The following is a 20,122-nucleotide window of genomic DNA, read 5'->3' as shown; positions in this document are numbered from 1 at the left end:
GTCATCATGGCAAACGGCTTGAAATTTTCCCCTCGTAAAACCGCGCTGGCGCTGGCCGTGGCGGTGGTTTGCGCCTGGCAATCCCCGGTCTTCGCTCACGGCAGCGAGGCGCACATGGTGCCACTGGATAAAACGCTGGAGGCGTTTGGCGCTGACGTGCAGTGGGACGACTATGCGCAAATGTTTACCCTGATAAAAGACGGCGCTTACGTCAAAGTGAAGCCCGGCGCTAAAACCGCGATCGTCAACGGCAAAACCCTTGATCTGCCGGTGCCGGTGGTGATGAAGGACGGTAAAGCCTGGGTCTCCGATACCTTTATCAACGACGTGTTCCAGTCCGGTCTCGACCAGACCTTCCAGGTGGAAAAGCGCCCTCACCCATTAAACTCGCTCTCGGCGGCGGAAATCAGCGACGCGGTGACCATTGTCAAAGCCGCGCCGGAATTCCAGCCTAATACCCGGTTTAGCGAAATTTCTCTGCATGAGCCGGATAAAGCGGCGGTATGGGCCTTCGCCCTGCAGGGTACGCCAGTGGATGCGCCGCGCACTGCCGATGTGGTGATGCTGGATGGCAAACAGGTGATGGAGGCCGTGGTCGATCTGCAACACAAAAAAATCCTCTCATGGACGCCGATCAAAGGCGCCCACGGCATGGTGCTGCTCGATGATTTCGCCAGCGTGCAAAACATCATCAACGCCAGCAGTGAATTCGCGGCGGTGCTGAAAAAGCACGGGATTACCGATCCTGGAAAAGTGGTCACCACCCCGCTCACCGTTGGCTACTTCGATGGCAAAGATGGTCTGCAGCAGGATGCGCGCCTGCTGAAGGTGGTCAGCTATCTCGATACCGGCGACGGCAACTACTGGGCGCACCCGATTGAAAACCTGGTGGCGGTGGTCGACCTGGAAGCGAAGAAAATCATCAAAATCGAGGAAGGCCCGGTGATCCCGGTGCCGATGGAACCGCGGCCGTATGATGGCCGGGACCGCAACGCCCCGGCGGTGAAACCGCTGGATATTACTGAACCGGAAGGCAAAAACTACACCATTACCGGGGATACCATTCACTGGCGGAACTGGGATTTCCACCTGCGTCTTAACTCGCGCGTCGGGCCCATCCTCTCGACGGTGACCTACAACGATAACGGCAAAAAACGCCAGGTGATGTATGAAGGTTCCCTCGGCGGGATGATCGTCCCCTACGGCGACCCGGACGTCGGCTGGTATTTCAAAGCCTATCTGGACTCCGGCGATTACGGCATGGGCACCCTGACCTCGCCGATTGTACGCGGCAAAGACGCGCCGTCGAATGCGGTGCTGCTGGATGAAACCATCGCCGACTACACCGGCGCGCCGACCACCATCCCGCACGCTGTCGCCATCTTCGAGCGCTACGCCGGGCCGGAATATAAGCACCTGGAGATGGGCAAGCCCAACGTCAGTACCGAGCGCCGGGAGCTGGTGGTGCGCTGGATCAGCACCGTCGGCAACTACGACTATATCTTTGACTGGGTATTCCACGACAACGGCACCATCGGTATCGACGCCGGCGCCACCGGGATTGAGGCGGTGAAAGGCGTGCTGGCGAAGACCATGCACGACCCTAGCGCCAAAGAGGATACCCGCTACGGAACGCTGATCGACCATAATATTGTCGGCACCACCCACCAGCATATCTATAACTTCCGTCTCGACCTCGACGTGGACGGCGAAAACAACACCCTGGTGGCGATGGACCCGGAGGTGAAGCCCAACACCGCCGGCGGCCCGCGCACCAGCACCATGCAGGTGAATCAGTACACGATCGACAGCGAACAGAAAGCGGCGCAGAAATTCGACCCGGGCACGATTCGCCTGCTGAGCAACACCAGCAAAGAGAACCGCATGGGCAACCCGGTCTCTTACCAGATCATCCCTTACGCCGGCGGCACCCATCCGGCGGCGACCGGCGCCAGGTTCGCCCCGGACGAGTGGATCTACCATCGTCTGAGCTTTATGGATAAACAGCTGTGGGTGACGCGCTACCACCCGAGCGAACGCTATCCGGAAGGCAAATACCCCAACCGCTCCGCTCACGATACCGGGTTAGGCCAGTATGCGAAGGACGATGAGTCGCTGACGCACCAGGATGACGTGGTGTGGATCACCACCGGCACCACCCATGTGGCGCGGGCTGAAGAGTGGCCGATCATGCCCACCGAATGGGCGCACGCCCTGCTGAAGCCATGGAACTTCTTTGACGAAACGCCGACCCTCGGCGAGAAGAAACAGTAATCTTAACCCACGGTGAAATCGAGCAGGATTTTACCGCCTCTTCCCGGCTGGCCGGCGGCGGCAATCGCCTCCCGCCAGTCGTTCAACGCCACCCGCCGGGCCGGCGGTTGCGTGGTCGTCGGCAGCCGCTGCCAGATTTCGTCGAACGCCGCCCGCCATGCCGCCACGCTAAGGCCAGGCAGCGCCTCCCGCAGATGAAACTTGCGCACCGCCGCGCTGGCGCGCGTCTGGATCAGCGGCCGTCCGGATAATAAGCCATAGGAGATCAGGATCGACGATGCGGGCAGCACCGACAACAGCGTGTTCCCCAGCTCCCCGCCCACCGCGTCAAACACCAGATCGCTGTGCTGGCTGACCTTCTCCACCAGCGCCCGGTCGGCCTCAAGGATCGGATAGATCCCGGCCTGCTCCAGACGCGCCCGATGCTGCGGCGAGCGAATAATCCCGCTTACCGAACGGGCGCCCATGGCCAGCGCCCACTGCCCCAGCAGGCTGGCGCAAGAGGAGGCGGCGGCGGTCAGCACGATCTGTTTCCCGGCAACCGGCCAGCGTCTGAGCATCAGCATCGCGGTCAGCGGATTGATATACCCGCGGGCGGCCAGCAGATCGTCAACCGCCGCGGGAACCGGCACCAGCCAGGTCTCATCCAGATCGATAAACCGCTGCCAGGTGCCGCCCCCGCGCAGGGGCAGCACCCGCTGGCCCGCGGTCAGTCGGCTGCCGAACGGCGCGGCGACCACCTCGCCAAGGCCTTCGTAGCCGGGCACGGCCGGCAGTCGGGTACGGTGGCGATAGGCGCCGGTAATGGGGATCAGATCTGAGGGATTCACCGGGGCATAGCGCATCCTGACCCGCACCCGTCCGCCGGCCAGCGGCGCCAGCGGGGTGCGTTTCAGCGATAGCACCGCGGCCGGCGGCCCGTAGCGGTCATAAACAATGGCGTCATTGAACATCGACAGGCTCCAGACAACGAAAGGCGGGATCATAGCAGATCCCGTCCGCAGCCGCTTACGCCGGTGGCCAGACCTGGGGGAACAGTGGCGAATCCAGCGGGTCGCCGTCCCGCAGAGTCAGTTCGGGGAACGGCGGCGAGGTCACGCCGCCGCGGTCGGCAAACGCGGCGTCATCCCCCACCCAGCGGGCGGAGAAGACCCGTCGCGCCCGCGCCCCGGGGTTGCCGCGGGCGCCATGGACGGTGCGAAAATGGAAGGCCACCGCGTCCCCCGGCTCCAGCGCCCAGCTGACGATATCGTACTCATCCTCATGGGCGTCGATATCCGGCAGCGCGCTGAACCGGGTGTGTTCGTAGAGCTTTGTGCCATTGAAGCGGGTGGGACTGTACTCCGCCTCCCAGCGATGCGACCCGCGAATGCAGCGCAGCGAGGTGGCCTCCGCTACCGGGTCCAGCGGGATCCAGAAGCTGACGTTCTGCCGGCCGGAGACGCAATAGTACGGCTGATCATGATGCCAGGGGGTGACCGTGCTGCCTCCGGCGGGTTTGACCAGCGTATGCTCATGGAAAAATTTCGCCGTCTGCGACTGCATCAGCGCCGCGGCGATCTCCGCGGCCGCCGACTGGAAGACAAACTCGCTAAACGTCGGGATCCGCGACCAGTTACAGTAATCCTGAAAGAAAGGCGGCGAGCCATCTTTGGGGATCACCGTGCGCGCATGACCATATTCGCTGGGGCTGGCCATCAGCGCCGTGACCCCCTCGGCGAGGCGCTCAACCCAGGGGGTAAAAACGCCCTTCAGTAATACCACGCCATCCGCCTGCCAGCGGTCGACAGTCGCTTGATCGATATGGGGAGAGTATTGATTGTGCATCGCTTGGGTTCCTGTGTGGGTGGATCAGGTAAGCGGTTCTGCGGGCTCGGCGCGCATCCAGGCGCACAGCTGGCCCAGCATCGTCATACAGCGTTCGGTCTGGTCGATGCTGACGTACTCATCGGCCTTGTGGCCCTGGGCCATGCTGCCCGGCCCGCAGACCAGGGTCGCGACGCCCATCTCATCGAACAGCCCCCCTTCGGTGCCGAACGCCACGGTGGAAAACCGATCGCTGCCGCACCACTGCGCCAGCCAGCGGGCGAAGTCGGACTGCGGATCGCTGAGCAGCGGCGGGTAGTGGCTCAACAGCTGAAACTGGATGTCGCTCCCGCCGCCGACCCGGCGCATCTTCGGCAGCAGCCGGCGGCGGGCGTAGGCCGCCAGCGCCTCGGTGACCGCTTCGGGACGCATCCCCGGCAGGTAGCGGATCTCAAAATCAAAGCGGCAGGACTGCGGGACGATGTTCAGCGCGGCGCCGCCCTGAATGGTGCCCACCTGCAGGGTGCTGAAGGGCGGCGAGAAGCGGCTGTCCTGTTGCCGGGCCAGACCCGCGCCCAGCCGATCCAGGCGATTAATTAGCCTGGCCGCGTAGTGGATGGCGTTCACGCCCTGTGGGGCATAGGCCGAATGGCAGGCCTGGCCCTCGATACAGCAGCGCATGGCCAGTTTGCCTTTATGACCGAACACCGGCTGCATCTCCGTCGGCTCGCCGATGAGGCACAGCGCCGGTTTCTCCGGCGAGGCCTGCAGAAACGCCACCAGGCTACGCACGCCGAGACAGCCGACCTCTTCATCATAGGAGAAGGCCAGATGCAATGGCATGCGCAGCGGCGCCGCCAGAAAGTCATCCACTGCCGCCAGCACGCAGGCGAGAAAGCCCTTCATATCGGCGCTGCCGCGGCCGTAGTAGCGGCCATCGCGCTCGGTCAGGCTAAACGGCGGCACGCTCCAGTCCTGCCCGTCCACCGGGACCACGTCGGTGTGGCCCGAGAGCATCACCCCGCCGCCGCCGGACGGCCCCAGCCGGGCGTAGAGATTGGCCTTACCGCCCGACGGGTCATAAAAGCGGCGGGACGCCACGCCGCGGGCGGCGAGAAAATCGGCGATCCAGTCGATCATCGCCAGGTTCGAATGGCGGCTGGTGGTATCAAAGGCCAGCAGCGCGGCAAGGATCGCTCCCGGCGTGTTATTCATCGCCAGGCACGCCATAGGCCGGCGCCTCGCGCGGGTCGAGCGCCCGGGTAATATAGGCCTCCATTTGCGGCTCCCACGCCAGCCACAGCTGCTCAAGGGCCGCCAGCGGATCCGCCTCCGCCCAGTCAATGCGCAGGTCGACCACCGGCCATGGGTAATCATCCACCACCTTCACCGCCGCCGAGTGGACCGGGCCGGCCTCGCCCCCGGCGACGATCCCGGCGCGCAGCCCGGCCAGCAGCCGGCTGGCCAGCTCACCGGTGGCGGCCTCAAAGGCGCCCACCATCGCGGCGATCACGCCCTGACTGGCCAGCATATTGCCCGCCGCCACGCAGTTATTCCCCGTCAGGGCGCCGCCGATCCCGAGGGTGAACTCCCCGCTGAACACCGCTGTGTCGCCGTTGGCGTCAATCGCCGCAACCTGGCGATATTCGCGGAAGCGATCCTCCGCCAGAGCCTGCTTCATGGCCTGCTCAACGCTGGCCCCCACCTCGATCGCGCTGAGGATCTGCGGCCCCAGCGACGGCAGGGTAATATTCTGGCTGGAAACCGCCCCCACGCCAGGCAGCAGCCACGGACAGCGCGACCCGACGGCCATGCTCGATGAACTAATGGCGATGCCCAACTGACCCGTTTCCGGGCAGCGGGCGGTAAGGGAGAGGGTCATTCTGTCGCCTCCCCCTGCCAGTCGTCGGGGATCACCGCCGTGACGTCAATCTCCATCAGCCACTGCGGCTGCGCCAGGGCCGACACCACCACCCCGGTGGAGATGGGGAAGACCCCTTTCAACCATTTGCCCACCTCCTGATAGACCGGCTCGCGATAGCGGGGGTCGATCAGATAAGTGGTGGTCTTGACGATATGCGAGAGGTCGCTGCCGGCCTCTTTCAGCAGCTGTTCGACATTCTTCATCGCCTGCTCCGCCTGGGCCCGCGGGTCACCGAGGCCGATCAGGTTGCCGGCGAAATCGGTGCCGACCTGGCCGCGAACGTAGACGGTATTCCCGGCCCGCACCGCCTGGCACAGATCGTTATTCAGCGCCTGGTTCGGGTAGGTCTCTTTGGTGTTAAACATGCGAATACGGGTATGGGTTGGCATCAAAGCACTCCTTCAGGAATCGGTTATCAGGACGGCTGGTAGCGCTGATACTGGCGCTGAATGGCGATCTGGTCGGCAATATATTTGGCATCGTGCCAGACGCCCCAGATAAAGGTGGACCCGCGCCGCGACAGCCACGGCAGGCCGAGGAAATAGACCCCCGGCTCCGTCGACACGCCGCGGTGATGCTGCGGCCGCTGCGCGTCATCGAAGGCGTTGACCTTCAGCCAGCGATAATCGGTGGTATACCCGGTCGCCCAGATGATGGCGCCGATCCCGGCCTCGGCCAGGTCGAGGCTAAGCAGCGGGTCGCTGACGCAGGCCGGGTCGGGCAGAAAATCACGGGCGGAGGGCTCTTCGGGCAGCTCCAAACCGTTGCGCGCGACCCAGTCGTCGGCGGCGTCGAGCAGCGCAAGATAGGAGGCATCGCCGCGGCGGATATTCTCGGCCAGGTCGGGGTGGAACAGTGCCCTGGCGCCGTCAAAGCCGCGAGTCTGCCCCACCAGGGTGACCCCCTGATGCGCCAGCTGGCGAAAATCGACGGTATGGCCGCCGCGCGCGCCGCTCACCGCGATAGTGACATGCTCTTTCCCCGGCGCATTGGCCGCAGCGTCCCACATCCCCAGCACGCCGAGCCACCAGCAAAAATCGCGCTGGCGATAGCGACGCGGCGGCCGGTCGTGCGCCCCCACCGACAGCCACACCGCGCGTCCGGCACGCTGTAGCTCATCGGCAATCTGCACGCCGGAGGATCCGGCCCCCACCACCAGCACGCCGCCCTCCGGCAGCTGCTGCGGATTAAAATAGTGCGCCGAATGGAGCTGCTGAATAGCCTCACTCTGCGGGGCGATGGCCGGGATCGTCGGGCGCTGAAAGGGTCCGGTAGCCGCCACGATCCGCTGCGCCTCAATCACCCCCTCGGAGGTGTCGACACGAAAGCCCGGCCGCCCGGCGAGGCGTTCGGCGCTGTACACCTCCACCCCGGTGCGGATCGGCGCATTGAAGCTGCGGGCATAGGCGGCAAAATAGTCCGCAACCTGCTCTTTGCCGACAAAGCTGTCCGGCGGGCAGTCAGGGAACACCATCCCCGGAAACCGATCGTGCCAGGCCGGGCCGTTGGCCACCAGCGAATCCCAGCGCCCGCTGCGCCAGGCCTGGGCAATACCCTGTTTCTCCAGCACCAGATGGGGGATATCCAGCCGGGTCAGATGCTCGCTCATGGCGACGCCCGCCTGCCCCGCGCCGACCACCAGGGTATCGATCTCGGTTATCTGTTCAGTCATTTCTCTATCCTTCAAGCACAGTTGCCGACGAGGTCGCCGGAATTGACGGCTTTCAGGTTATTTAACTGTGACGAATTGGTAAAATATTATAAAACGATCGACTGAATAGAATTTTACGAGGCTGAGTGGCGACAGAAAAAATAACGCCTGCCGGATCGACAGGCATTATTTCAGCCGTGGGAGGGGGTTAATTCGATACTGCGACAATAATCCATAAACAGTTGCGTCGGCCGCGTCGGCTCATTATTAGCGAGATGCGCCATAATTAAGGTTGAGGCGGGCATGTCGTCGGCAATATCCCGCTGCACCACCCTTTCGCCATCGTAGGTCATATCGCAGCAGGGCCGGGTGACCAGCACCGAAAAACCGAGCCCCTGGCCGACCATACAGCGCACCATTTCGATAGAGGGGGAGCTGTAAGCCACTTCCGGGTGATAGCCCTTTTCCTTAAAGATGGAGATGAAATAATTTTTACTCGGGACCGCATCGAGGAGGATCATCGGCTCGCGACTCAGCTCCTGCAGCGTCACCTGCGCCTTTTGCGCCAGCGGATGCGCGGCGGGCAGCAGCGCGTAGGGTTTATGCGGAGCATTAAGCCGCTCTTTATTGATCGAGTGGCCGAGCTCCAGATCGTAGACCAGCGCCAGGTCGAAGCGGCCGCGGTGCAGGCCATGCATCAGCTCATGCTGTTCGCCGTCATACAGATGCAGCGTAATTTCCGGATAGCATTTCTTAAACCCGGCCACCAGCTTCGGCATATACAGCGGGGCCACCGACTCAAAGCAACCAATGGAGATCATGCCAGAAACCAGCTCCTTATCCGCTCGCGAATTCTGCTCAAATTCCCACGACAGGCGCAGCAGCTCCTTCGCTTTATCGTAGATCCGCCGACCGCTGGAGGTGAGCGAGACGCCCTGCGCGTGGTGGCGAATAAACAGCTGCTGGTCGAAGGTGCTCTCCAGATTCTTAATGGCAATGGAAATCGACGGCTGCGCAATGTGCAGCTGGCGGGAGGCCTCGGCGATACTCTCCGTCTCCACCACGGTGACGAAATATTTGAGCTGCTTCAGGGTAAATCGGTTCATAGCATCACCATTGATAAAATATGGTCCGGCGCACGCGGGGAATAGTTTTCCTCTAAGTCCCAAGCAATCCGCGTGCCACCCGCGAAGAATGGCGGCGCATTGCCCGCCAGGGGGCGATATTATTTTTTCTCCTCCCGCGCCGGCGCGGTTTATTTCTCCGTTTGCACCATCATGCATCACGCTGCACATTGAGCAGGCAGCGGTCGCCCCAGTTTCGCGCAAAATAACCTGTCTGCATAAAATGGCGTTATTGAATTACAGCTATTGTTTTTAAATTGTTTACGTAAAGTATCCTGATAATCACTTTAAATTCCATATCGTTAATAACGCTGTATAGTTTTTTTTAAACTTAAAGACCAAAAATTTACTAATTGCCTCTGAAAGCATCCTGCCAGCATAGTGTATTCGCACGATGAACACCGGCGGCTCCCCATTAATGCACAGCCGAGCCGCTTTCATTTAGGTTAATTATGACGAGTGAAATAGCCCATGACGTTTAACTGGAACTACATGTTAAGCCTGCTCAGCGATGCCGATTTTTGGTGGGCCACCGGGACCGTCATTAAATTAAGTCTGCTGACCTGGGGCTGCAGTATTGTGCTCGGATTTATTCTGGCGCTGGCTAAACAGTCGCCGCGCGGCTGGTTATCCACCCCTGCCCGGCTGTATATCTGGTTATTTCGCAGTATGCCGCTGCTGGTCCTGCTGATTTTTGTCTACAACATGCCGCAGGCGCTGCCCTCCTTCGCGCCGGTGCTGAACGACCCCTTCTGGGCCGGCCTGCTGGCGATGGTCCTCAGCGAAGCGGCCTATATCGCCGAGATCCATCGCGGCGGGCTGCTCTCCATCCCCCGCGGGCAGAGTGAAGCCGCGCGGGCCCTGGGTTTGCGCTACGCCGGGATCCAGTGGCGGGTGATCATTCCCCAGGCGCTGCGCGTCGCCCTGCCGGCGCTGGCCAATGAGTATATCGCCATCGTGAAGCTCAGTTCGCTGGTGTCGGTGATCTCCCTGACCGAAATATTAATGGTCGGCCAGCAGCTCTACTCGCAGAACTTTCTGGTCATGGAGACCATGACCGCCGTGGCGTTTTATTACATCTTTATCGTCACGGTGTTCGATTTTCTGCTGAAACGGCTGGAGAACTACCTCGATGTGACCCGACGCGACACCGCCCGGCCGGTGGATGCCGAGATGCAGCAGTTGGCGACCGCCCGCCGCCCGGCGATGGCGCGCAGCGTCTCCCAGGGCCATGAGCCGGCGCTGCAGGCCTCTAAGCTGCATAAGGCCTACAACAACGTCGAAGTGCTGGGGGCGGTGAGCCTGTAGATCCAGCCCGGCGAAGTGGTGTCGGTCATCGGCCCGTCGGGCTCGGGAAAAACCACCCTCATTCGCCTGCTGAACGGTCTTGAGCAGATCGACAACGGCGAAATTCAGATTAACGGCCAGCCCTTTATTCATCTCGACCGCCAGGGGCAGCAGAAGCCGCGCTTTATGGAGAATGCCGAACACCGTCTGAATATCGGCATGGTGTTCCAGAGCTTCAACCTGTTCCCGCATCTGACCGTGTTCGGCAATCTGCTGCTGGCCCCGCGCTATCACCATCTGGCAAGCGACGCGGAGCTGCGCCAGCACGCCTGCGAGCTGCTGCACAAGGTGGGCATGCTGGAACACGCCTGGAAGTATCCGCACCAGCTCTCCGGCGGTCAGCAGCAGCGGGTGGCTATCGCCCGCGCCCTGATGATGCGCCCGCAGATCATGCTGTTCGATGAGCCCACCTCGGCGCTGGATCCGGAAAAAGTGAATGAGGTGCTGCAGGTTATCGAATCCCTGGCCCACGAAGGCATCACCATGGTCATCGTCACCCACGAGATGAACTTCGCCTTCAAAGTGTCTGACCGGATCGTGTTTATGGAGAAAGGCCGGGTGGTGTGCGATGACACGCCGCAGGCGATGCGCAGCGGGCAACACCCGCGGGTCGAGGCCTTTCTGAAAGATGTTTCTCTGGCTTAACTATCGGGACGTGAAGAGGAAAAACTATGATTGCGCAGTGGCAAATTGAGCAGTTTCATCAGCAGGGTTATCTGGTGGTCGAAGGGGTGCTTTCCGCCGCCGACATCGCCACTCTGCAGAGCGATTTTGACGGCTGGGTCGAGGAGAGCCGCCGCCACGCGTCGGCGTGGGGGGAAACCCTCGACGGGCGGCCGCGCTTCGATATCGAGCGCGACCATGCTCCCGACCATCCGTCGCTGCGCCGGGTCGCCTCCCCGACGGAGATCTCCGAAGCGTATCGCCATACTGCGCTCAACTCGCGGATGACGACCATCGCCGCGCAGCTGATCGGCGGCAGCGGCACCCGCTTTCACCACAGCAAAATTAACTCCAAGCTGCCGCACACCGCCACCGAGGTGAAATGGCATCAGGATTTCCTCTTCACCCCGCACAGCAATGACGACATCATCACTGCCCTGCTGATGGTCAGCGAGGTGACGCCGGAGAATGGCCCGCTCAATGTGGTGCCGGGCAGCCATCAGGGGCCGCTGTGGTCCCACTGGCAGGAAGGGCGCTTCACCGGAGCGGTGGATGACGAGGTGGTGACGGCTCACTGCCAGCAGCCGCAGGCCTGTTTTGGCCCGGCGGGCTCAGTCTGCTTTATGCATACCCGCCTGCTGCACGCCTCCAGCCCCAACGAAACCGCCCTGCCGCGCACCCTGTTCATCAGCGTCTACGCCGCCGAGGATGCGCTGCCCTTCGGCGAAAACCCGCTGCCGAGCCGCCATGCCGGCCAGCTGGTGGCCGGGGAAGAGAGCGGTCTGGTGCGCAGCACCGATAACCAGCTTCGTCTGCCGCAGAAGCCGCGCGGCGCTTCGTTTTTTGTTCAGCAGGCCGGTGCCGATCGCGCCAGCATGTAATTAGCCCACACTCCGGAGGTTTTATGACACGCTTTTTCGCACCACGCCCGCTGGCTCTGCTGCTCTGCGCAGCGGGGGCTCTGACATCCCTGAACGCGCTGGCCTTCCAGCAAAGCGGCAAGATCACCGCCGGTTCGGACATGACCTTTTTCCCTTACGAGTATATGGAGAACAATAAGCCGGCGGGGTTTGATATTGAACTGCTCGACGGCCTGGCGAAGAGCATGGGCCGCGAGGCGGTGAATATCGATACCCGCTTCCCCAACCTGATCCCCGGGCTGCAGGGCGGGCGCTTCGATATCACCAACTCGTCGATGTACATTACCGCCGAGCGCCTGAAGGTGATCGACATGGTGCCGTACCTGAAAAGCGGGGAAGCGATCCTCGCCCGTAAAGGGAGCGACTATCAGCCAAAGACCCCGGAAGACTTCTGCGGGCATAAAATCGGCTCGATGGGCGCCACCTCGTGGCTGGCGCAGTTGCAGAAGCTTTCCGCCGACTACTGCGTGAAGAAGGGGCTGAAGCCGATTGCGCTGAGCGTCTATACCACCGACCCGCAGACCACCCAGGCGCTGCTGTCGCGCGCAGTGGATGCGCAGATCACCGACGCCGCCGTGGCGCGCGGGGTGGTGGAAAAGCTGGGCGACCGGGTGGTAATCGCCTCTGACACTCTGATCTATCCGGTGCTGAACGGCTTTGGCGTTAAAAAAGGCAACACTGAGGTGAAAACCGCCCTTGAAGAGGCGCTGAAAAAATACAGCACCACGCCGGAATACGCCGCTCTGCTGAAGAAATATCACTTCCAGGCGCCGACGGCAGAGGATCTGCAGACCCTGATGCCAAAAGCGGAGTAATGCCCATGCGCGATACCGATGAAGAGCAGATCCGCATCGACCTGGCGGCCACCTTTCGCATCATTGCCCATCTTGGCATGCATGAGGCGGTGGCCAACCATTTCAGCGCCGCGCTCTCCGCCGACGGGAAGACGTTTTTACTGAACCCGAAGTGGAAACACTTTTCGCGCATCCGCGCCAGCGATCTGCTGGTGCTGAACGCCGATGATGAAAGCTGCGCCGCGCGCCCTGACGTCGATGCCACCGCGTGGGCTATTCACGGGCAGATCCATCAGCGGCTGCCGGACGTGCGGGTGGTGCTGCATCTGCACCCGGTGTACACCACCAGCCTCGCCTGTCTGGCGACGCCGCAGATCCTGCCCATCGACCAGAACACGGCCCGCTATTTTAACCGGGTCGCCGTCGATACGCTGTACGGCGGGATGGCGGACACCGCGGCAGAAGGGGCCCGGCTGGCGGGGCTGCTGGCGGATAAACGCCGTCTGCTGATGGGCAACCACGGGGTGCTGGTGACCGCCCCGACCATCGGCGAAGCGTTCGACGATATCTGGACCCTCGAGCGCGCCTGTCAGATCCTGATCACCGCCTGGTCAACCGGCCAGCCGCTGAAGGTGCTGTCAGACGCGGTGGCGGAAAAAACCGCCCAGGACTGGGAGAAGATTGCCGATTTCTCCCGGCAGCACTTTGCCGAGATGAAGCAGTTGATGATCGACCTCGATCCCTCCCTGGTGGACTAACCCCGCGCCAGCCCGCGCCAGCCCGGGTCAGCCCGGGCCGTCGCTGGCCGCCGCCAGCAGCGGCACGATGATATCGCTGAGCGGCGTCGGTATGCCGTGCTGACGCCCGCGACGCTGCACCACCCCGTTACGAATATCCCACTCCAGCGGTCGGCCATGCAGGCGATCGATCAGAATAGAGGTGCTCAGGTCGGCAGGCGCCCGATGAAAACCGGCGATGATCTCCTCCGGCACGCTGTCGCTCAGGACGGCTCCTTCCGCCCGCGCCACCTGCAGGCATTCGCGCAAATAGGCCAGTCCGAGAGCGGTGATCTCCTCCCGGGCGAACATCCCGGCGCGTCGTCCGGTCAGCACCATCAGTCCGGCGACGGCGTTCTGCAGCAGTTTACGCCAGGCCACGGTGGTAAAATCGGCCGCCAGCTCCACCGCGCAGCGGGTTCCCGCCAGCGCCTGCTGCACCCGCTCCGCCCCCGGCAGGTCCGGCAGCGTCAGTCGCGGCGCGGCGCGCAGCCAGACGGAAGCATCGGCGTCGCGCTGCGCCGGAAACCAGACCACCGACGGCAGCACCGTCGCGCCGCCGGTCAAAGGGGCAAACTGCTGGCGCTGCTCGACGCCGTTTTGCAGCACGCATACCACGGTGTCCGGCGAGCACAGGGCCGTCAGCCAGGGGGCGATGGCCTCCGTCTGGGTGGCCTTCACCGCGACAAACACCAGATCGAAGGGGGCGGCTATCGCCGTTGGGTCGGTAAGCACCGGGCCGGGCACCACGATCTCACCCTCATCAGTGCGCAGCACCAGCGACGAATGGGCAGTGCGCCCGCAAACCACCGGCGCCCTTCCCACCGCAAACAGGGCGGCGGCGATAGTCGTGCCAATGGCGCCGGGACCAATTAGTGCAACCTCAGGAAATGCTGTCATGCCGAAGACCTCCTCATCATTCACCGCCCTGCGCGGGCAAAGATTGCCCTCCACAGTAGCGAGAAAGCGCAGAGGTCGGCAAGCGGGATGTCGGGAAAAGCGATGCGCCTTCCCCGACGGAGGGCTAGTAACGCACGCAGACCGATTTGGTTTCGCACCAGCCGTCGAGCCAGTCCGGGCCGAAATCGCGACCGGTACCGGACTGCTTCATGCCGCCGAACGGCAGGTTGGCGTCAATCAGGGTATGGCTGTTGACCCATACCGTCCCGGCCTGCAGGCGGTCGGTATAGTTGAGAGCCTGGGTCAGGTCGCGGGTCCAGACGCTGGCGGTCAGGCCGAAATCGCTGTCGTTGGCCAGGCGCAGCGCCTCCTCGCCGTCAGCCACCCGCACCAGGTTCACCACCGGGCCAAACACCTCCTCGCGGGTAAGGCGCAGCCCGGCGTCCGGGTTGACCACCAGCGTCGGCGGAATATAGTACCCCCCGGCATCCGGCCCGGCGCTGCCGCTGATAAGCTCCGCCTTCTGCTGGCGGGCCTCTTCGAGGTAGGCCGCCACCTTGTCGCAGTGGGCCCGGGAGACCACCGGGTTGATCTGCGCCGTCTCCTGCATCCCCGGACCCACCTGCAGCGATTTCACCGCCTGCTCGAAACCGCTGACCAGGGTGTCAAACAGCGGCGCTTCAATGTAGATCCGCGAACTGGCGGCGCAGACCTGTCCCTGGTTGAGGAAGCTGCCGGTCATCAGCCCCTCAATGACCCACTGGGGATCGGCGTCTTTGAGCACAATCGCCGGGTTCTTGCCGCCCAGCTCCAGCGTCACGCGGGTCAGTCGGTCGGCGGCCACCCGCGCAATCTGTTTCCCGGTGGCCGTCGAGCCGGTAAAGCTCACCTTCGCCACCTGCGGATGCGAGGTCAGCGCCGCGCCGCAGCCGGCGCCGCTGCCGGTGACCACGTTGAACACCCCGTCAGGAATGCCCGCCTGGGTCGCCAGCTCCGCCACCCGCAGCAGGGTCAGCGGGGTGGTTTCCGAGGGTTTGATGACGATCGAGCAGCCCGCCGCCAGCGCCGGCATCACCTTCCACATGCCGATCATCAGCGGGAAATTCCACGGGACGATGCCCGCCACGACCCCCACCGGCTCTTTTTTGGTCCACGCCTGGTAACGGGCCCCTTGCGGGAACGGGATCGAGACGTCCAGCGTCCGGCCGCTGATTTTGGTGGTCAGCCCCGCGGTGTAGCGCATCCAGTTCAGGGTGCAGCCGACCTCGAAGGCGCGGGAGATGGCGATGGATTTACCCTGCTCAAGGGTCTCCAGCTGCGCCAGCTCCTCGCCGTGCGCCTCCACCAGATCGGCAAAGCGCAGCAGGATGCGCTCACGGTCGGCCGGAGTGCGACCGGCCCAGCGGCGATCGACGAAGGCGCGCGAGGCGGACATCACCGCCCGGTCGACATCCGCCGGGCTGGCGTCGGCGGTGGTGGCGATCGCCTGCCCGGTGGCCGGATCCCAGACGGTTAACCGGTTTTCGCTCTGCGCGGCGCAGGGAGCGCCGTCGATATACAGGCCATGCTGACGGTCTAAAAACTGCTGGACGCTGGCAAGCAGCGCTATCTGAGAGGTGGACATACCCTTTCCTTATTCTTCGCGGATAGTGCTTTCAGTCTATGTCCGGTTGGCGGCTGGCGCTTTTTTCTCTGTGACATTCGTTTGCGCCGCTGTGACAGTCGCCGCAATTCCGTCGCCTGCCCTGACAGAAATGTGCCGCAGGTAATAGTTCTTTCATATACCCGCCATCGCGCCCTTGCCTGAGGCGGCATAAATGCAACAATGCAGAAACATTATTATTACAGGAGAACGGCGAATGATGACCACGGCTGAGGGGGGGCTGGCCTACCAGCGCTGGCTGGCGACGATCAATCAGGTCTGCGGCCATTTCGCCGCCCGGCCGCTGGAGGGACGCTTTCACGGCGAGATTGACGCCCGCTACGCCGGCAGTCTCAAAGTCAGCACGGTCACCGCCGCCGGCGTCAATCTCTACCGCACGCGCAATGAGATCAAACGCGATAACGACGCCTGGTTCTATACTGTGTTTCAGCTCGCCGGCGAAGCAGTGATCGAACAGGACGATCGCCAGGTGACCCTGGCGGCGGGGGATATCACGCTGATCGACGCCGCCCGCCCGTGCTCTATCGTCTGGCAGCAGACCTCGCGTCAGGCTTCGCTGTTGCTGCCGCGCCAGCGGGTGGCGCCGACGGGCGAGATCGCCACCGCCTGCCGGCTGGACAAGTCTCTGCCGATGGTGCAGCTCAGTCAGCGCCTGCTGCTGGAGAGTATGGGCGGCACGACGCTCTCCGCCAGCGAGAGTGAGGCGGCGCTGGACGCGATCGCCTGCCTGTTGCGCCCGGTGCTGCGCCAGCGCGAGCCGACCCCGTCCCGGCGGGACCAGCAGTTTCAGAAGATCATTGCGTTAATCGATGCGTCCATTCAGTCGGAACACCTGCGGCCGGAGTGGCTGGCCAGCGAGACGGGAATGTCGGTGCGCAGCCTCTACCGGCTGTTTGCCGATAAAGGGCTGGTAGTGGCGCAGTATATTAAGAACCGGCGGCTGGATCTGTGCGCCCGGGCGTTACAGAACGTCCATGACGACGAAAAGCTGGCGGGGATCGGCTACCGCTGGGGCTTCAGCGACCACAGCCATTTCTCCACCGCCTTTAAGCAGCGCTTCGGCGTCTCGCCAGGCGAATACCGTAAGCGCTGCCGCTAACTATTTGCGCAGCCACTGGCCGTTCAGCCCCTGAACGTACTCGCCGGGCTGAGCGCGGGCCACCAGCTTCTGTCCGGCCATTTTCGCTACCTCATCCACCGGCAGATTGTTGTCATCCGCCAGCTGCTGGTAGCTTTCACTGCGCGCGGCGTTAATCTGCTTCACCAGCGCCAGCGTCTCTTTATCCTGACGCAGCGGCGCCAGATAGCCGTTCAGCGTCTCCCCCACCCGCCCCTGCTGGCGCGCTTCGTTCAGGGTCAACGCCAGCGCGGGCGCGCTGAGCAGAGTCAGCGCCAGCGCCGCGGTTAACAGTCGTTTTCTCATCGTCGCCTCAGAACAAATCGCTGCGGGATTTCAGCAGGTTTTCCACATCCTTATCGACCTTGATATGGATCTCATGCTCAATTTTGACATTCATATTGATGGTGATGGGCTCTTTCGACGCCGCAATTTCGATACGCGGCGTACAGCCGGCGAGCAGCATCGACGCCACGATGGCCAGTAACAGCTTCTTCATTTAGGTTCCTTACATGTCTTACCGTCCGTACAGCGCCGCACGGGCAGCGTGGCATTTTGCTCAAGCCACGCCTGTAAATTGTCGCCGAAGCGTAAACTGCGCCACAGATCGAAAATATTCTCCTCATGAGCGTAGTTTAAATGCACGGTACTGCTTTTCCCGTCCACCCGGCTGGTGCCGTTGATGGCGGCCTTAAGCGTCAGCACGCCCAGATTGTTGAGGTTAATCTGCGTCGATGAACGGGAGATCTCCATATAGCGCAGCCAGTTGATCGCCGCCCCGGCGGAGACGTTGTCCGCCACCAGCGCATCGGCGGTGTCTTTATCGAGCCGCAGCGTCATCGGTCCGTCATTGCGCAACCAGCCGTCGTGGATAATCCATTGATTGTTCTCCAGCCACAGCGGCAGCGCGCCGCTCACCGCCCCGGACATGGCGAACTGCTTCACCTTGACCGCGCTGGTCAGTTCGCTGCTGGAGATGTGCTGCAGACGGATCAGCGCCGGGTCGCGCTGCGGCATGCGCAGCTGCAGCAGGGTCAGCTTGCCGCCTAACAGGTCGACGCTGACGTCGCTAAGCTGCAGCGGATTAGCCTCGCTCCATGGCCAGGTGCCCTGCAGGTCCGCCGTCAGGTTGCGCGCGGTGACCTGGTTGACGATTTCGCCAATGCGCAGGGAGACCGGACGACGGGTGCCCAGCTGCCAGTGGCCATCGCTGAAGCGGAACGGCAGAACGAAGTCGACGCCATTGATCTGGTTATCCGGCATCCAGGCGCTGCCGCCCTTCAGGACGCCATGGCCGCCCGCCTCAAATCCCTGCCCGGCTGCCGCCGAGAAGGCCACCTGCGCATAGAGACTGCCTTCGCGCAGGTTCATCTTCCAGTCCGGCGGCACCAGCGGCTGGAATACCGTCAGCGACTGTTTAGGCCACCAGGCCTGGCCGCGCAGCCGTTCGCCATCCCAGCGCCCGGTCAACCGCACCGGGCCAATGGTATCGGCGTGCAGCGCGCCGGTGAACTGGAACCACGTCGGGTCCCGGCCGTCGACAGCGAATTTCAGCGTCGACGCCGGGAGATAGCTGCCGCCGGAGAAGGTGGTTTTTGCCGCATCCAGCGACAGCGCGCCGGTCAGCCGCGGATGCTCAGCGTCGCGCAGCCAGCGAATCGGCTGCTCGAGGGTCAGACGCGGCGTGCTGACCCGCATCGTGCCGTACTCGAGCTTATCGAAGCCAGTGGAGAGGCTGCTCAGCGTAATGGCATTGTCCCGCCACTCACCGCTGCCCTTCACATCCCAGCGCGCCTGCATTGGCGTGAAATGCCCCTCGCCCCAGTAGCGCCACTGCCAGCGGCCGCTGTCGGGCAGAAAATCGTTCGCCAGCCCGTCCAGGTGCAACGTAAAGTCGCCCATCCGCTGCTCATGGGCGCGGAGGATCGCCTGCAGGCGGCCATCGACGCCCTGCTGGGTGACCTTCACCCCGGCCAGCGGCCAGCGGATTTCGTCAATGTTCAGCGCGTCGATCACCCGCCCGCGCGAACGCAGTAGCGCCCCGGGGTGAAACGCCAGCTGCGGGCTGACCAGCGACCCGCTGAGCTGGGCCGGCAGCGCGGCGTAAAAGATCATCTCCCCCAGCTTGGCCTCGCCGGTGAGCCGCAGCGGCAGGTCGCTGTTATCCATGCTTAACTTGCCCGGGCCGATATTCAGCACCGCGTTGCCTTTGCCGGCATGCCCCTCGGTGAGCACATTTAAGCGGCCGCTGACGATCATCTGTTCCGTGCCCTGCTGCCAGTTACCGACCGACAGCGCCACGCGGCCGCTCAGCGGATACGCCTCGTAGCGGGTGCGCCAGCGTCCGTCGCTGATGGTGATCCGTTCCGGGGTGATCTCCCACGGCAGGTCGAGAATAGGCTCCACCTCGCCGCGCGGGGTGACCAGCAGCTGGCCGCGATTATGCTGCCACGCCAGCTCGGCATCGATCCATTCTGCGGTCTGCGGGAATTCGAAGGTGCCCTGCATCTGGCCATCCACCGGCAGGCCATCCGGCACCAGCGGCAGATGGAAGGTCCCCACCAGCTTCACCGGCGGCTGATCGTCAGTCAGCCGGGCGCTGAACTGGCTGACAGTGAGCGCCTGGCCGCGCAGGCGCGCCTGCAGGCTCAAATCGTTTCCGGCGAAGCCGATATCCTGCTGCGCAGGCGTCAAGGACATCACCAGCCGCCCCTGCCATTTTTCCCACGGCGACAGCCGCAGGTTCTCAATGGTTAACCAGCTGTAGGGCAGCATTGATTGCCATTCGGCGAGGGTGCGCGGCGACCCCGGCGCGGGATCGCTGGCCGGCAGTTTGCTCAGGCAGGCGCTGTTGATCTCCAGCTGGCCAATATGCAACCGCCAGCGGCTGGGGCGCGAGAGACGGGCATCGGTCACCCGGGCGAGTTCACAGTCGCCCACCAGATAGCGTAGATCGGGGATCAGCAGGGCGGAGCGCGTAAGACGCGGGCTCTCCTGCAAAGCGATATGAGTACCCACGGGCAGCCAGATGCCCGCCAGCGTCGGCACCCAGTGGGTCAGCGTCAACAGCAGGGTTAGCGGCAGTAACACCAGCGCTAACACCAGCGCGATGGCGGCTTTATATTTACCCTTCATGGGCAGTTAATATCCTGATTCAACATAA

The 20,122-nt window shown here is 63.1% G+C and carries 17 protein-coding genes and 1 pseudogene; 6 read left to right on the top strand and 12 right to left on the bottom strand.

The window, feature by feature from the left end; translation table 11 throughout:
• Positions 1-6: 6 nt before the first annotated feature.
• Positions 7-2,274: a primary-amine oxidase gene (gene tynA / locus K5R89_RS02260; protein ID WP_217259185.1), complete on the top strand. Its 2,268-nt coding sequence runs from the start codon at positions 7-9 to the stop codon at positions 2,272-2,274.
• A 2-nt stretch (positions 2,275-2,276) separates the two neighbouring features.
• Here tynA and K5R89_RS02255 read toward each other — a convergent pair whose 3' ends face one another.
• From K5R89_RS02255 to K5R89_RS02225, 7 genes are all read right to left on the bottom strand, one after another.
• On the bottom strand, positions 2,277-3,260 hold the full coding sequence (locus K5R89_RS02255; protein ID WP_072413118.1) for a zinc-dependent alcohol dehydrogenase family protein: 984 nt from the start codon (positions 3,258-3,260) through the stop codon (positions 2,277-2,279).
• 22 nt (positions 3,261-3,282) lie between these two features.
• On the bottom strand, positions 3,283-4,101 hold the full coding sequence (locus K5R89_RS02250) for a phytanoyl-CoA dioxygenase family protein (RefSeq protein ID WP_049015212.1): 819 nt from the start codon (positions 4,099-4,101) through the stop codon (positions 3,283-3,285).
• Positions 4,102-4,125: 24 nt separating this feature from the next.
• Complete coding sequence (gene argE / locus K5R89_RS02245; protein WP_217259186.1) at positions 4,126-5,295, bottom strand: acetylornithine deacetylase; 1,170 nt, start codon at positions 5,293-5,295, stop codon at positions 4,126-4,128.
• Positions 5,288-5,962 carry a DUF1028 domain-containing protein gene (locus K5R89_RS02240; RefSeq protein ID WP_130952585.1) on the bottom strand — a complete coding sequence of 225 codons (675 nt, stop codon included), beginning with the start codon at positions 5,960-5,962 and terminating at the stop codon, positions 5,288-5,290. Before K5R89_RS02240 ends, argE begins: the two co-directional genes overlap by 8 nt.
• Entirely contained in the window at positions 5,959-6,393 is a 435-nt protein-coding gene (locus K5R89_RS02235) for a RidA family protein (protein WP_044522612.1), read from the bottom strand. The genes K5R89_RS02240 and K5R89_RS02235 overlap by 4 nt, the downstream gene beginning before the upstream one ends.
• Positions 6,394-6,419: 26 nt before the next feature.
• The gene (locus K5R89_RS02230) at positions 6,420-7,676 is read right to left on the bottom strand and encodes an NAD(P)/FAD-dependent oxidoreductase (RefSeq protein WP_087827657.1); all 1,257 of its coding nucleotides are present in this window, start codon (positions 7,674-7,676) and stop codon (positions 6,420-6,422) included.
• A 170-nt stretch (positions 7,677-7,846) separates the two neighbouring features.
• A complete protein-coding gene (locus tag K5R89_RS02225) occupies positions 7,847-8,761 on the bottom strand; it encodes a LysR substrate-binding domain-containing protein (RefSeq protein ID WP_004204026.1) in 915 nt (304 codons plus the stop codon).
• Between the two features lie 489 nt (positions 8,762-9,250).
• On the opposite strand from K5R89_RS02225, the pseudogene K5R89_RS02220 reads away from it, so the two are divergent.
• The 4 genes and pseudogenes from K5R89_RS02220 to K5R89_RS02205 all read left to right on the top strand — a co-directional run bounded on the left by K5R89_RS02220 (position 9,251) and on the right by K5R89_RS02205 (position 13,261).
• A pseudogene (locus K5R89_RS02220) lies at positions 9,251-10,771 on the top strand (amino acid ABC transporter permease/ATP-binding protein).
• Positions 10,772-10,797: 26 nt separating this feature from the next.
• A complete protein-coding gene (locus tag K5R89_RS02215; RefSeq protein ID WP_064154704.1) occupies positions 10,798-11,670 on the top strand; it encodes a phytanoyl-CoA dioxygenase family protein in 873 nt (290 codons plus the stop codon).
• 23 nt (positions 11,671-11,693) lie between these two features.
• Positions 11,694-12,524 carry an ABC transporter substrate-binding protein gene (locus K5R89_RS02210; RefSeq protein WP_023289439.1) on the top strand — a complete coding sequence of 277 codons (831 nt, stop codon included), beginning with the start codon at positions 11,694-11,696 and terminating at the stop codon, positions 12,522-12,524.
• Positions 12,525-12,529: 5 nt separating this feature from the next.
• Complete coding sequence (locus tag K5R89_RS02205) at positions 12,530-13,261, top strand: class II aldolase and adducin N-terminal domain-containing protein (RefSeq protein ID WP_032452631.1); 732 nt, start codon at positions 12,530-12,532, stop codon at positions 13,259-13,261.
• A 27-nt stretch (positions 13,262-13,288) separates the two neighbouring features.
• On the opposite strand, the gene K5R89_RS02200 is transcribed toward K5R89_RS02205, so the two are convergent.
• Both K5R89_RS02200 and K5R89_RS02195 read right to left on the bottom strand, forming a co-directional pair.
• A complete protein-coding gene (locus K5R89_RS02200) occupies positions 13,289-14,179 on the bottom strand; it encodes an oxidoreductase (RefSeq protein WP_023289437.1) in 891 nt (296 codons plus the stop codon).
• A 124-nt stretch (positions 14,180-14,303) separates the two neighbouring features.
• A complete protein-coding gene (locus K5R89_RS02195) occupies positions 14,304-15,803 on the bottom strand; it encodes an aldehyde dehydrogenase family protein (RefSeq protein WP_060590893.1) in 1,500 nt (499 codons plus the stop codon).
• Between the two features lie 235 nt (positions 15,804-16,038).
• On the opposite strand from K5R89_RS02195, the gene feaR reads away from it, so the two are divergent.
• The gene (feaR, locus tag K5R89_RS02190) at positions 16,039-16,941 is read left to right on the top strand and encodes a transcriptional regulator FeaR (RefSeq protein WP_048297386.1); all 903 of its coding nucleotides are present in this window, start codon (positions 16,039-16,041) and stop codon (positions 16,939-16,941) included.
• Here feaR and K5R89_RS02185 read toward each other — a convergent pair whose 3' ends face one another.
• From K5R89_RS02185 to K5R89_RS02175, 3 genes are read right to left on the bottom strand one after another with little or no spacing between them, the layout of a single operon-like run.
• Positions 16,942-17,265, bottom strand: coding sequence for a YdbL family protein (locus K5R89_RS02185; protein WP_023289434.1), 324 nt, complete (start codon positions 17,263-17,265; stop codon positions 16,942-16,944). It lies immediately after the preceding gene.
• Between the two features lie 7 nt (positions 17,266-17,272).
• On the bottom strand, positions 17,273-17,458 hold the full coding sequence (locus tag K5R89_RS02180; protein WP_004204017.1) for a YnbE family lipoprotein: 186 nt from the start codon (positions 17,456-17,458) through the stop codon (positions 17,273-17,275).
• Positions 17,455-20,094 carry a YdbH family protein gene (locus K5R89_RS02175; RefSeq protein WP_217259187.1) on the bottom strand — a complete coding sequence of 880 codons (2,640 nt, stop codon included), beginning with the start codon at positions 20,092-20,094 and terminating at the stop codon, positions 17,455-17,457. Before K5R89_RS02175 ends, K5R89_RS02180 begins: the two co-directional genes overlap by 4 nt.
• Positions 20,095-20,122 lie beyond the last annotated feature (28 nt).

This window comes from Klebsiella sp. TF21-TM, from assembly GCF_019753495.1.
In the GTDB taxonomy this organism is placed as follows: Bacteria; Pseudomonadota; Gammaproteobacteria; order Enterobacterales; family Enterobacteriaceae; genus Klebsiella; species Klebsiella quasipneumoniae.
Note: the sequence above shows the minus strand (reverse complement) of the source record. Positions and strands in the feature narration are given on the sequence as shown.